Below are 12,954 nucleotides of genomic sequence, written 5' to 3'. Positions count from 1 at the left end.
CATGCGGGTGGCGATCCTGACCGACGAGACCGGCTGGCATACCCGGCAGCTGCAGCAGGCGCTGCGCGCGCGCGGCGCCAGCGGGCGCTGCGTCGACCTGGCCGACTGCGACATCGACACCTCGGCGCCGGGCAGCGGGCTGCTGATCCCGGGCTTCGGGCGGGGCCTGCCGGATGCGGCGATCGTGCGCGGCGTGGCCGGCGGCAGCTTCGAGCAGGTGACCAAGCGCCTGGGCGTGCTGCATGCGCTGGAGGGGCTGGGCGTGCCGGTCTACAACGGCCCGCGCGCGATCGAGCGCTGCGTCGACAAGTCGATGACCAGCCTGCTGCTGCACGCCGCCGGCGTGCCGACGCCGCCGACCTGGGCGACCGAGTCCGAGGCGCGTGCGCGCCGGCTGCTGATGCGCGAGGAGGCCGCCGGCCGTGCGCTGGTGATGAAGCCGCTGTTCGGCTCGCAGGGCAAGGGCCTGGCGCGGGTCGGCCGGGTCGAGGGCGAGCCGGTGGCGCTGCCGCCGCTGTCGCGCTCGGGCGGGCTGGCCTATCTGCAGCGCTTCCTGCCGTCCTCGCCCCCGGACGACGCGCAGGCGGAAGGCTTCGACTGGCGGGTGCTGGTCGTCGGCGGCCGCGCGATCGCGGCGATGCGGCGCGTGAGCGCGCACTGGGTGCACAACGTCGCGCAGGGCGCGCGCTGCGAGCCCGCCGCGCTGGAGCCGGCGCTGGCCGCCACCGCCGAGGCCGCGGCCGCGGCGCTGCAGACCGACTACGCCGGCGTCGACCTGATGCCCGGCCCCGACGGCCGGCCCTGGGTGCTGGAGGTCAACGGCGTGGCCGCCTGGCGCGGGCTGCAGCGCGTCACGCCGTTTCCGATCGCGCAGGCGCTGGTCGACGACCTGATCGACCGCCGCATCGGCGGCCGGTCTGCCGGCCTCGCGCCGGTGCGCTGCGCATGACCGCCGCGGCGGAGGTCGCTGTGGCGACGGTGGCGCAGGCCTTTCTCGACGCCTGCGCCTGGGACGTGGCGGTGCGCAAGCCGGGCAATGTCAGCCTGCATTCGCCCGGCCACCGCATGCAGGCCGAGGACTTCCTGGCCAGCGCGCGCGCCTGCGTCGGCGCGCTGGTCGCGCCGGGCCGGCGCGTCGGGGAGCGGGTGGAGGCGGCGGTGCGGGCCACCCGTGCGGCGGTCGGCTGCAACACCAATCTCGGCATCGTGCTGCTGTGCGCGCCGCTGGCGGCGGCGGCCGAGCGTCCGGGCCGGCTCGGGGCCGGCCCCGAGGTCTGGCGCCGGGCGCTGGAGGCGGTGTTCGCGGACCTGGACCGCGAGGATGCGGCGGCGGTGTTCCGCGCCATCGTCGTCGCGTCGCCGGGCGGGCTGGGCGCGGCGGCGCAGCAGGACGTGCACCAGCCGCCGACGCTGGCGCTGCGCGCGGCGATGGCGCTGGCGGCCGGGCGCGACCGCATCGCGCGCCAGTACCGCGACGGCGCGGCCGAGCTGCTCGACCTGGGCCTGGCGGTGCTGGCGCGGCACGGCCTCGAGGGCGGACTGGGGCCGGCGCCGGCCGTGCCCGACGCCGCCCGGGTGGCGGCGGTGGAGCATCTGCATCTGGCCTGGCTGGCCTCCGCGCCCGATTCACACATTGTCCGGCGCCACGGCGAGGCCGCGGCACAGACTGTCCTGTCGCAGGCCGGGGCCTGGCTGGCGCGGGTGGGCCCGGGGCGGCCGCTGCAGGGCGATCCGGCCTTCGCGGCCTGGGACGAGGCGCTGAAATCGGCCTCGATCAACCCCGGGACCAGCGCCGACCTGGTGGTGGCGACGCTGATGCTGGCCACGCTGCAGGGCGGCGGGCGGTGGCACGAATCGTGATTCTTCTCCCCCGATCCCCCCGGATCTCTCTTTCATCCCTTCGCACATTCCTTCACACCAGGAGACACACGACATGGCAAAGATCGATCGCATGATGGTGGGCGAGTCGCTCGTCGGCGATGGCAATGAGGTCGCGCACATCGACCTCATCATCGGCCCGCGTGGCAGCGCCGCCGAGACCGCCTTCGCCAATGCGCTGACCAACAACAAGGACGGCTTCACCTCGCTGCTGGCGGTGGTGGCCCCGAACCTGATGGCCAAGCCGGCCACCGTGATGTTCAACAAGGTCACGATCAAGGGCGCCAAGCAGGCGGTGCAGATGTTCGGCCCGGCGCAGCGCGGCGTGGCGATGGCGGTGGCCGACTGCGTCGAGTCCGGCGTCATTCCGGCCGCCGAGGCCGACGACCTGTTCATCTCGGTGGGCGTCTTCATCCACTGGCTGGCCGCCGACGACGCCAAGATCCAGGACTACAACTACGCCGCCACGAAGGAGGCGCTCGAGCGTGCGGTGGCCGGTCTGCCGACCGCCGACGAGGTGGTCTCGCGCAAGGCCGAGGCGACGCACCCCTTCGCCGCGCACGCCTGACGCGCACGCTGCGACCGGGCCCGGCCCCTGCAAGGGGGCCGGGCCTGCGTGCGTCGCGGCGCAGGACGGCGGCTCAGGACTGCGGCACCAGGCCCGAGCCGATCCAGCCCAGCACCTGCGCGCCGGGGCGCGGGGCCGGGCTCGCGGCGCGGCGCTCGATCTGCACGCCCACCGAGGCGACATGCGCGAACTTGCGCGGCTTGACGATGCGCACCCGCACCCAGCTCGCGCCGAAGTCGTCGAGCAGCAGGCGCGCGATGCGTTCGGCCAGCGCCTCGAGCAGCTGCACGCCGTGGTCGAGCATCAGCGCGTCGAGCCGGGCGCAGACCGCGCCGTAGTCGATGGTGTCGCCGATGCGGTCGGTGCTGCAGGCGCGCGCGCGCGGCTGGCCGGCATGCAGGTCGATCACCAGCGGCTGCGGCCGGTGCAGCTCGTCGTCGTGGATGCCGATGACGGTCTGGCCCTGCCAGCCCTCGATCAGGATCAGGTCGAGCGCGGCCGGCTCGTCGGCGGCCGCGGCGGCGGGCGGCAGGGCAGGGCTCAGCGGCAGGGGCGTGGGCATCGGGCTCATCGCGGGCGGTCCTCGTTCGGTGGGGCAATCGTCGGGAAATGACCGCCCGGTACCTGCAGGAGGCGTGCCCGGTCCGCGCGGGCGGCCGTTTCGCCGGCCATCGGGGCTTTCCCCGGCGACGCGGGATTTTTTCCCGTTCATCATCAAAAGAGCGGGCAAGACCCGGGGCCGGCCGGCCCTGCGGCGCGATCACGACAACAGCAAGCACCACAGGCTCGGAGTCCCACCATGTCCCTGGATCTTCTCGGCGCGGGAGCGCATGCCGAACGTGTCTTCGACGTCGTCCGAGGCGGCTTCGTCGAGGGCGGCAACGATGTCGTGGCCCGCTCCTGGCGGCGCTGCCTCGACGAGTACCTGCTGCATCCGGACCGGCCGCGCGAGCTGCGCGCGCTCGACGACGACCAGCTCGCGCGCCGGCTCGAGCGCATGGCAGTGCTGCTCGACTGCGCCCGCCACGAGATGTCGACGCTGTTCCAGCAGCTCGCCGACGACGAGTCGGCGGTCGTGCTGACCGACACCGACGGGGTGATCCTGCACATGGTCGCCTCGCCGGGCTTCACCGCCGAGGTCGCGCCGATGGGCCTGCGCCCCGGCGTGGTCTGGAGCGAGACCGAGGCCGGCACCAACGGCATGGGCACCTGCCTGGCCTCGGCCTGCCCGGTGTCGGTCCGCCGCGAGGACCACTTCTACACCCAGTTCACCGGCCTGACCTGCTCGGCGGTGCCGATCCACGATCCGTCGGGCGAGATGGCCGCGGTGCTCGACGTGTCGAGCCGCTCCTCGCTGATGCAGCAGCACCTGCTGGTGCTGCTGGGCATGACCGCGCGCATGATCGAGAACCGGCTGATCGACCAGTGCTTCCGCCACGCCCATCCGCTGCATTTCCACAGCCGGCCGGAGTTCGTCTACACGCTGCACGAGGGCCGGCTGGCGGTCGACGACGACGGCCGGGTGCTGGCGGCCAACCGCAGCGCGCTGTTCCAGCTCGGCCTCGGCTCGGTGGCCGAGATCCGCGCGCGCCGCCTCGACGACATCTTCCAGACCACCGTCGACGACCTGCTGCAGCGCAGCACGGCCGCTTCCTTCCACCCGGTGGTGACCTACCGCGCGCGGGCCTCGCACCGCTTCTTCGCGGTGATGCGCCGCCCGGCCAGCGAGGCCGGCCAGCCGGCGGCGCCGTCGCTGGTGCAGATGGCAGGAATCGGCCGGCCGGTGCAGCGCGCTGCCGCGCCCGGGCGCGCCGCAGCGGCCTCGCCCGCGCCCGACGGGCCGCCGCCGCCGCTGATGGCGGACCCGCAGCTCGCGCGCCATCTGGCGGTGGCGCGCCGGGTGATCGCGCGGCGCACGCCGGTGCTGCTGTGCGGCGAGACCGGCGCTGGCAAGGAGGTCTTCGCCCGCGCGGTGCACGACGGCAGCCCGGTCGCGGCCGGCGCCTTCGTGGCGATCAACTGCGCCAGCCTGCCCGAGAGCCTGATCGAGGCCGAGCTGTTCGGCTACCGCGCCGGCGCCTTCACCGGCGCGCAGAAGGCCGGCCGGCGCGGCAAGGTGCTGCAGGCCGACGGCGGCACGCTCTTTCTCGACGAGATCGGCGACATGCCGCTGGAGCTGCAGGCGCGGCTGCTGCGGGTGCTGGAGGAGCGCCAGGTCACGCCGCTGGGCGCGGAGGAGACGGTGTCGGTCGACTTCCAGCTGCTCAGCGCCAGCCACCGCGACCTGGCCGAGCTGGTCGAGCAGGGGCGCTTCCGCGAGGACCTGTACTACCGCCTGGCCGGCGTGGAGCTGCGGCTGCCGGCGCTGCGCGAGCGCACCGACCGCGCCGAGCTGATCCGCCATCTGCTCGTCGCCGAGGGCGGGCCGGACAGCCGGCTGACGCCGCAGGCCGAGCGGCTGCTGATGGAGCATCCCTGGCCGGGCAACGTGCGCCAGCTGCGCCATGTGCTGCGCTCGGCCTGCGCGCTGGCCGATGGCGAGCCGATCGCGCTGGAGCACCTGCCCAGCCTGATGCGCGGCCTGCGCCCGGCCGAGGCCGCGGCGCTGCCGGCGCCGTGCGTCGAGCCGTGCGAGGAGGCCGACCCGTCGTCGGCACCGATCTTGCCTTCTCCGGGAGCGACGGGCCCCGGGACCGATGCCGAGACCGAGGCCGCCGTCGCCCGACTCAACCCGATCCTCGCCAACGAGCGTCAGGTGCTGCTGCGACTGCTGGAGCACCACCGCTGGAACGTGAGCAACGTGGCCAAGGCCCTCGATGTCAGCCGCAACACTCTGTACCGGAAACTCCACAAGCTCCACATCCGGATCTCCCACCCCCTGCACGCCGGCTGAGCCGGACGACGACGCGGGCGGCGCGCCGGGCTCGCGCTTCGCCTGGTGCGTGACCGGCTCGGGCCACGGGCTGCACGAGGCGCTGGCGCTGGCGGCGCGCCTGCCGGGGGTGGACCTGATGCTGTCGGCCGCCGGCGAGGAGGTGCTGGCGATCTACGGCATCACGCTGGCCTCGCTGCGCGAGCGCTTCCGGGTCTTCCGCGACAAGACCGCCAGCAGCGTGCCGGTCGGGCGGCTCTACACCGGCGTCTACCACACCGTCGTCATCGCGCCGGCGACCAGCAACACGGTGGCCAAGTGCGCGCTGGGCCTGAGCGACACGCTGCCGACCAATCTGCACGCGCAGGCCGGCAAGCTCGGCATCGAGACGCTGGTCTTCGCCTGCGACACCGAGCCGGTGGTCGTGACCCGCGCGCCGCACGACTGGGTCACGCTGCGGCCGCGCCGCGTCGAGCTGGACCATGTCGAGCGGCTGCGCGGCCTCGAGTTCACCCGCGTCGTCGCCTCGCCCGCCGAGCTGGAGCGGGCGCTCGAGCACCGTCTGCACACGCTGGAGCTGGCATGGACCACCTGCTCTTCCTGACCGGGCGGCTGGCCTTGCCCGCGCTCGAGCGGGTGCTGGGCGAGCTGGCCGACCCGAGCGATCCCGCGCGGCCCTTCGACTGGACGGTGCACGAGCCGGGCCTGCAGGTCGCCGCGCTGATGACCGCCGAGATGATCGCGCGCCGGCTGCCGCGCGAGCGGCTGGCGGGCATCGACCGGGTGATCGTGCCCGGGCGCTGCCGCGGCGACCTCGAGGCGCTGGCGCAGGCGCTGGGCCGGCCGGTGCAGCGCGGGCCGGAGGAGCTCAAGGACCTGCCGGCCTTCTTCCGCCGCGCCGCGCGCCCGGTGCCGCTGCACGAGCACCGGGTGGCGATCTTCGCCGAGATCACCGACGCGCCGCGGCTGACGCTCGAGGCGCTGGTCGCGCGGGCGCTGGCGCTGGCCGGCGAAGGTGCCGACGTCATCGACCTCGGCGGCCTGCCCGGCACGCCGTTTCCCCACCTGGAAGACGCGGTGCAGGCGCTTCATGGCCTGAGCCTGAAGGTCAGCGTCGACTCGCAGCAGCCGGACGAACTGCTGCGCGGCGGCCGGGCCGGCGCCGACTACCTGCTCAGCCTGACGCCCGAGCTGCTGTGGATCGCCGACGAGGTCGCCGCCACGCCGGTGCTGGTCGGCGCGACGCCGGACGACGAGGCGGGGCTGTGGGCCTCGGTCGAGCGGCTGCAGGCGCGCGGCCGCGCCTTTCTCGCCGATCCGATCCTCGACCCGATTCCCTTCGGGCTGGCGCGCTCGATCGTGCGCTACCACCGGCTGCGCGAGCGCTTTCCCGACGCGCCGATGCTGATGGGCACCGGCAACCTGACCGAGCTGACCGAGGCCGACACCAGCGGCATCCATGCGGTGCTGCTCGGCCTGTGCGCCGAGCTCGACATCCGCGCGATCCTGACGACGCAGGTCAGCCCGCACGCCCGCCGCGCGCTGCGCGAGGCCGACGCGGCGCGCCGGCTGATGCACGCCGCCGCGACGCTGCGCACGCTGCCCAAGGACCTCGGCGGCGGGCTGGCGACGGTGCACGAGCGCCGGCCCTGGCCCGACAGCCCGCAGGAGATCGCCGCGACCGCCGCGCAGGTGCGCGACCCGAACTTCCGCATCCAGGTCGCCGCCGACGGGCTGCACGTCTACAACCGCGACGGTCTGCGCCACGCGCAGGACGCGATGTCGCTGTGGCCGCGCCTGGGTCTGGGCGACGCGCCGGGCGATGCGGCGCACGCCTTCTACCTCGGCGCCGAGCTGGCGCGCGCCGAGATCGCCTGGCAGCTCGGCAAGCGCTATGTGCAGGACCGGCCGCTGGACTGGGGCGTCGCGGCGGACGCGCCGCCCGAGGATCTGTCGCGCGCCTGCGCGCCCGGCGCGACGATGGCGCCCACCGCGCTGGAGCGCCATGCCGCAAGGAGAACGTCATGAGCCCTGTTTCCGCAAGAATCCACGAGGCGGTGGTCTGCACCCGCGACGCCGACGGCCGGCTGCGCAGCGCGCCGATGGGCGTGCGCTGGCAGCCCGGCGGGCCGGGCGGGGCGCTGCAGGCGGTGCTGATGCCCTTCCGGCCGTCGACGACGCTGGACAACCTGCTGCGCGAGCGGGTCGCGGTGCTGAACCTGCTGGTGGACGCGCGGGTCTTCGCCGGCTGCGTGACCGGCCGGCGCGACTGGCCGAGCCGCGCGGTGGCGGGGGACGGCCACGGGCCGTGGCCGGCGCGGCTGGACTGCGCGCTGCGCCATGTCGCGCTGCGGGTCGCCGCGGTCGAGGACGATCCGCAGCGACCGCGCCTCCGGCTCGACCCGGTCGAGGACGTGACGCACGCGCCCTTCGACGGCATGAACCGCGCTCAGGCGGCGGTGATCGAGGGCGCGGTGCTGGTCAGCCGGCTGCACCTGCTGCCGGTCGAGCGCATCGCCGAGGAGATGGCCGCGCTGCAGGTCGCGATCGACCGAAGCGCCGGCCCCGAGGAGCGCGAGGCCTGGTCCTGGCTGCTGGAGGCGGTCGAGGCGCGCCGGCGCCGGCCGGTGGCCCGTCCGGCCGCGGTGACGGCCCGGGGAGCGACCGCATGAAGGTGCTGGTGAGCGTGCGCGACGCGCACGAGGCGGCGCTGGTGGCGCGCGCCGGCGTCGACTTCATCGACCTGAAGGAGCCCTCGCTCGGCGCGCTCGGCGGCCTGCCGGTCGAGACCGTCGCCGCGCTGCTGCGCCAGATCCGCCGGGACGCGCCGGCCACGCCGGTGACCGCCACCATCGGCGACTGGCCGGCCGAGGCGCTCGACGAGATCACCGAGCGGGTGCTGCGGGTGGCCGCCACCGGCGTCGATCAGGTCAAGGTCGGCGTCGAGCGCGGCCCAGCCGCCTTGGCGCTGCTCGACCGCCTGGCGACGCTGAAGGCCACCGGCACCCCGGTCGTGCCGGTGCTGATCGCCGACGACGGCATCGACCCCGCACGCCTGCGCCTGGCCGCCGCCGGCGGCTTCGCCGCGGTCATGCTCGACACCGCCGACAAGCGCGGCGGCTCGCTGCTCGACCGCATTCCCGCCGCCGATCTGCAGCACTTCATCGCCACCGTCCGCGCCACCGGCGCCCTGGCCGGCCTGGCCGGCGCGCTGCGCCTGGAGGAGATCCCGACGCTGCGGCGGCTGGGGGCGGACTTTGCGGGGTTCAGGTCGGCGGTGTGTGAGGGGGGGAGGGGGCAACAGTTGGATGGGGCGAGGGTGGAATCTTTGCTGTCGTTTGCTTGGCGTATGAGCTTGTGTGAGCAGCTACGTTCGGAATAGTACTAATTTTTTGGCGTGTTGGTTATTAAAGTTATTTGTCTGTGAATACAATAAATTTTTTGTCTTTCCACTCGGATGCGGTTGCTAGGCATTGAACACGCCTGCTCCCTATTTTTATTCCCCAGTCTTCTCCGACATTAAACTGTTCGGTGTGGCTGGATTGTCCATTGACAAAAAACCTAATGTACTCTTTGTAGTTGTTTGGGTGGTAGTATTTTATTTCTAAGGGGTATAAGGAGTTGTTGACTATTTCCACTTGACCGACGCGACCGCCAAACTTGCAGCCAAGTAATCTATATTCGATCTCACTGATGTTTGCAAAATATGTTGCGGCCGTGGCGGCCGTGGCGGCCGTGGCAATAAAAGCTATTTTCGCAATGTTTTTTATTGCTCGACCACCTTTAAGTAGATTGCTTGCCGCTACTTTTGTTTCAATTACAATGTCTCCTATTGGGTTGAGTATGGTGGTTGCTTTTAGATATGGTGGGATTGATTCCAGAGGCGTGTTGTCTATATTTATTGGTAGAACATGATGATTAGGCGCCCCCATTTTTTTTGTGCTATTTTCAGCTCGCTCAGTGCATACTTTCCCTTTCTTATGGAGTTTTTTGATATTAGAAATATAAACAGATCGCACCCCTTGATTGCTGATATTATTTTGTTGTTGTAGTCCGCGGTCTCTTTTAAAGATGTGTCATCAAAAAATACATCGTGTTCATCTGATTTGAGTGCGAGATGAATTGCATCTGCAATTTCTTTGTCCTCTGATGCGTGACAGATAAATATCTTCGACATGGTTAGCATGGTGAGTTGCTTTGTTTGATTGTTGCTGAAATTTTTGCATGCATTTTGATATCGATCAAATTTTGATTTATGAGGGTGTTGCTTGTCTTGAAGATGAGAATTGGGGGTGTTATTTTTGTGTTGTCGATGTGGTGCGGTGATGAATTTTCATCCTGTTGGATGTTGTTGATTTTAAATGAGGCGTAAATGTCTGAATGTAATTTTTCGGTTCGCCCGGAGAAGTTTTCAAAGCGCATCCTCGCCTGTGATGGTGGAGGTATTCTCGGCTTGATCAGCGTTGAAATATTGACGCAGATTGAAACCGAGTTGCGGACGCTCACTCAAAAGCCTGATCTGGTTTTGGGTGACTGGTTCGACTTTGTTTGCGGCACGAGCACGGGCGCCATCGTGGCTGCCTGCATTTCCGCGGGCATGAGCACCGAACAGATCCGCCGCTTCTATGTCGACAGTGGCCGGGATATGTTCACCAAGGCCGGACTGTTGAACCGATTGCACTACGACTACAAGGCCGAGCCCTTGGCCCTCAAACTGAAAGACGAACTGGCTAAGGCACTAAATAAGCAGGGGCCTTGCCCGGATCCCGAGATGGCAGAAAAACTCGGAGATCCGCGTCTGCGCACCTTGTTGATGATGGTGCTGCGCAATCACAGCACGGATTCACCTTGGCCGATTACCAACAATCCTGATGCACACTACAACGAGCGGCTTCGACCAGACTGCAACCTGAAACTACCACTGTGGCAACTTGTGCGAGCCAGCACGGCTGCTCCCACCTATTTCCCACCCGAGATCGTCACTTTCTGCCCAGGTCAGCCTCAGGAGTACAAGTTCATCTTCGTCGACGGAGGTGTGACTACCTACAACAATCCGGCCTTTCTGGCATTCCAAATGGCTACGGCAAAACCTTACAACATGAACTGGGCCACGGGTGAAGACAAGATGCTGATTGTCTCCGTGGGGACAGGCAGCGCGGCGAAAGCGCGACCGGATCTGGAACCCAAGGATATGTGGTTGCTGGACAACGCGAAAAACGTTCCGGGTGCACTGATGAACGCTGCCAGTGCCGGGTGGGACATGGCCTGCCGCACATTGGGGAATTGCCGGTTTGGCGGTGAAATCGACCGGGAGGTCAAGACAATGACCGCAGATGTCATTGGGGCTCCAACCAGTACCGTGCCGAAGCTCTTCACCTATCTGCGCTACGATCCGGATGTCAGCGCGACAGGTCTGGACCGCATGGGATTGAAAAACAAGGTTCTCCCTGAACAGGTGCAGGCACTCGACTCGGTGGAATTCATCGAGCAGATCCAACTGGTGGGACAGACCTATGCCAGACAGTCAGTCCTGCCAGCTCACTTGAGCGGATTCGTTGGTTGACCCATCATTTACCGAGATTCGGCCATGTCACAGATTCGTCCCCATGCTTTTGTTGCAATGCCGTTCGGAAAAAAGACTGGGCCCGATGGGAAGACTTGGGTTGATTTCGATGTGGTCTGGAAAAAATTGCTGAAACCTGCGCTGGAGCGTGCGGGTTTCGAGGCCTTCCGGGCGGATGAGGAGCGGCGCCCCGGTGATATCCGGTCTGATATGTTCCAGGAACTGCTAGCTGCCGATCTGGTTCTCGCTGATCTGACCATTCCCAATCCGAATGTCTGGTATGAACTCGGTGTTCGGCACGCACTGCGGGACCGCGGGGTGGTACTGGTCTACGGTGCGCTGCCGTCAGGCGAGTCCGCGAAGGCCTTCGACGTCTACACAGACCGGAAGCTGAGATATGGACTGGCCGATGATGGTGGACCAGATCTTGTCACGTTGAAAGCGACACTGGAGGCATTGGTCGGAATGCTCAAGGAAAGTCGCCACAGTTCGACCCGTCGCAAGGTCAGTCCCGTCTACCAGTTGCTTCCCCATTTGCGGCCGCCCGAATGGCGATCGCTGCTGCTGGGTACGGACAACGAGTCCAGTGCGACGTATCGCAGTTGGATGAATTCGCTGAAAACGGCGCGCCGCCGGATGTTGGCCGGGGACGTAATGGTTCTGGCGGATGAGACTCCCGTGAGGGCCTTGGCTGTGGAAGGCCACTGCGCCGCAGGGAATGCGCTTCTGGCGCTTGATCAATGCGCGCTGGCACTGGAACAGTTCGACCGTGCGCTTGAGATCGATCCCGACGCTCTGGCAGTCAAGCAAAAAAGGCTGGTCTGTCTCGGACGCTTGGGCCGGATGGACGAGGCTCGCAGTGAGGCTGAAGAGCTAGTCGCGGAGCATCCGGATGATGCGGAAAGCTGGGCTTTGCTGGGGCGACTCGAAAAAATGCGCTGGCTTGCCGCTTGGCGCCGCTATATCAATGCACCATCGATAGACACCGCGACGGCTGGACTTGAACTTCTGGGTCGTGCGATTAAGATCTACCGACGAGGCTTCCTGATCGATCCGCGCAGTCACTATGCAGGCATAAATGCACTGACGCTGATGTATTTACATCGTCATCTGGTCGAACAGGCCGAAGTGAGTGAATATATAGATCAAGGGCTGACAGGAATGCAGGATCTTGCCGATCTGCGCGGCGCCGTACGGTATGCTATCGATAGTGTGTTGTCTGCTCAGTCGGATGACTATTGGGCGCTTGCTTCCCGTGCTGAACTCATCCTTCTGCATGAAAATCAGGATATTGTGCGCAAGGCTTGGTGCAAAGCGGTTCCGGCGGCTGATCATGACTGGTTTGCCATCGATTCATCACTTCAGACTGTGCAGTTATTGCAGGAACTCCAGTTCCGACCGGATGAAGTGGCTATCGCACGGGATATTCTTGACTCTGAGCTGAAACAATGTGTTCCGCCAGTGCAGTCGGATCGGGTTTTTCTCTTCACTGGGCACATGATGGATCGAAATGATCGAGCGAAGCCCCGTTTTCCACCAAAAATGGCTGCTGCGGTTGCTGAGCGGATTTCAACGGTCTTGGATCATTGGCGTGCAGGTTCAGGGGATCTTGCTTTTAGCCAAGCTGCTGCCGGGGGAGATATCATCTTCTTGGAGGCCTGTCGTGCACGTGGTGTGCGTTGTCAGGTCCTGCTGCCTTTCGATGAGCCGAAATTCGTCAAGGAATCGATCGCCCCCAGTTTGAATGTGCCTGGTGAGGAAGGCTGGCGAGATCGATGGCTAGCATTGAAGCCGGACTTGGGTTTGCCAATCCGACTCATGCCAGTCGAACTGGGGGATCCTCCAGGGAAGATCAATGCCTACGAGCGCTGCAACCTGTGGTTGCTGGACAGTGCCTTGGCGCATGGCCCGGAGAAATTGCATTTCATTGCGTTATGGGATGGGCAGTCCGGCGATGGTCCAGGGGGAACCGCACATCTCAAGGCTGAGGTCGATCGTCGTACTTCGTGTGTAGAGTGGATCGATACGCGCACTTTGTAGGGTAATTCTCGGCTCTGTTGGGCTCCGTTGGGC

General features: G+C 67.2%; 13 protein-coding genes. 10 read left to right on the top strand and 3 right to left on the bottom strand.

What is annotated here, in order from left to right:
- Position 1 precedes the first annotated feature (1 nt).
- From HNQ01_RS04360 to fae, 3 genes are all read left to right on the top strand, one after another.
- Positions 2 to 949, top strand: a complete 948-nt coding sequence (locus HNQ01_RS04360; RefSeq protein ID WP_173804152.1) for an ATP-grasp domain-containing protein — start codon at positions 2 to 4, stop codon at positions 947 to 949.
- Positions 946 to 1,860, top strand: coding sequence for a triphosphoribosyl-dephospho-CoA synthase (locus HNQ01_RS04355; RefSeq protein WP_173804151.1), 915 nt, complete (start codon positions 946 to 948; stop codon positions 1,858 to 1,860). The genes HNQ01_RS04360 and HNQ01_RS04355 overlap by 4 nt, the downstream gene beginning before the upstream one ends.
- 73 nt (positions 1,861 to 1,933) lie before the next feature.
- Entirely contained in the window at positions 1,934 to 2,446 is a 513-nt protein-coding gene (gene fae / locus HNQ01_RS04350) for a formaldehyde-activating enzyme (protein ID WP_173804150.1), read from the top strand.
- 73 nt (positions 2,447 to 2,519) lie between these two features.
- Here the strand turns inward: fae and HNQ01_RS04345 are convergent, their stop codons facing one another.
- Complete coding sequence (locus HNQ01_RS04345; RefSeq protein WP_173804149.1) at positions 2,520 to 3,017, bottom strand: dihydroneopterin aldolase; 498 nt, start codon at positions 3,015 to 3,017, stop codon at positions 2,520 to 2,522.
- A 228-nt stretch (positions 3,018 to 3,245) separates the two neighbouring features.
- Between HNQ01_RS04345 and HNQ01_RS04340 the strand changes: the two genes are divergently transcribed.
- Genes HNQ01_RS04340 through HNQ01_RS04320 form a run of 5 tightly spaced genes read left to right on the top strand, consistent with a single transcriptional unit; the run spans position 3,246 to position 8,700 of the window.
- Positions 3,246 to 5,339 carry a sigma-54-dependent Fis family transcriptional regulator gene (locus HNQ01_RS04340; RefSeq protein WP_173804148.1) on the top strand — a complete coding sequence of 698 codons (2,094 nt, stop codon included), beginning with the start codon at positions 3,246 to 3,248 and terminating at the stop codon, positions 5,337 to 5,339.
- A complete protein-coding gene (locus tag HNQ01_RS04335) occupies positions 5,263 to 5,922 on the top strand; it encodes a flavoprotein (RefSeq protein WP_173804147.1) in 660 nt (219 codons plus the stop codon). Before HNQ01_RS04340 ends, HNQ01_RS04335 begins: the two co-directional genes overlap by 77 nt.
- Entirely contained in the window at positions 5,901 to 7,346 is a 1,446-nt protein-coding gene (locus HNQ01_RS04330; protein ID WP_173804146.1) for a DUF6513 domain-containing protein, read from the top strand. The genes HNQ01_RS04335 and HNQ01_RS04330 overlap by 22 nt, the downstream gene beginning before the upstream one ends.
- A complete protein-coding gene (locus HNQ01_RS04325) occupies positions 7,343 to 7,990 on the top strand; it encodes a DUF447 domain-containing protein (protein ID WP_173804145.1) in 648 nt (215 codons plus the stop codon). The genes HNQ01_RS04330 and HNQ01_RS04325 overlap by 4 nt, the downstream gene beginning before the upstream one ends.
- Positions 7,987 to 8,700 (top strand): (5-formylfuran-3-yl)methyl phosphate synthase, encoded by a 714-nt coding sequence (locus tag HNQ01_RS04320; protein ID WP_173804144.1) that lies wholly within the window; start codon positions 7,987 to 7,989, stop codon positions 8,698 to 8,700. The genes HNQ01_RS04325 and HNQ01_RS04320 overlap by 4 nt, the downstream gene beginning before the upstream one ends.
- Before the next feature lie 31 nt (positions 8,701 to 8,731).
- Here HNQ01_RS04320 and HNQ01_RS04315 read toward each other — a convergent pair whose 3' ends face one another.
- Complete coding sequence (locus HNQ01_RS04315) at positions 8,732 to 9,250, bottom strand: hypothetical protein (protein WP_173804143.1); 519 nt, start codon at positions 9,248 to 9,250, stop codon at positions 8,732 to 8,734.
- Entirely contained in the window at positions 9,217 to 9,495 is a 279-nt protein-coding gene (locus HNQ01_RS22545; RefSeq protein ID WP_353621638.1) for a toll/interleukin-1 receptor domain-containing protein, read from the bottom strand. Before HNQ01_RS22545 ends, HNQ01_RS04315 begins: the two co-directional genes overlap by 34 nt.
- A 195-nt stretch (positions 9,496 to 9,690) precedes the next feature.
- On the opposite strand from HNQ01_RS22545, the gene HNQ01_RS04305 reads away from it, so the two are divergent.
- Together HNQ01_RS04305 and HNQ01_RS04300 are read left to right on the top strand one after the other, a co-directional pair.
- The gene (locus HNQ01_RS04305; RefSeq protein WP_173804141.1) at positions 9,691 to 10,881 is read left to right on the top strand and encodes a patatin-like phospholipase family protein; all 1,191 of its coding nucleotides are present in this window, start codon (positions 9,691 to 9,693) and stop codon (positions 10,879 to 10,881) included.
- Positions 10,882 to 10,905: 24 nt separating this feature from the next.
- The gene (locus tag HNQ01_RS04300; protein ID WP_217427400.1) at positions 10,906 to 12,921 is read left to right on the top strand and encodes a TRAFs-binding domain-containing protein; all 2,016 of its coding nucleotides are present in this window, start codon (positions 10,906 to 10,908) and stop codon (positions 12,919 to 12,921) included.
- Positions 12,922 to 12,954 lie beyond the last annotated feature (33 nt).

Origin of the sequence: Sphaerotilus uruguayifluvii, from assembly GCF_013294065.1 — a bacterium.
GTDB lineage: Bacteria > Pseudomonadota > Gammaproteobacteria > Burkholderiales > Burkholderiaceae_C > Sphaerotilus > Sphaerotilus uruguayifluvii.
Note: the sequence above shows the minus strand (reverse complement) of the source record. Positions and strands in the feature narration are given on the sequence as shown.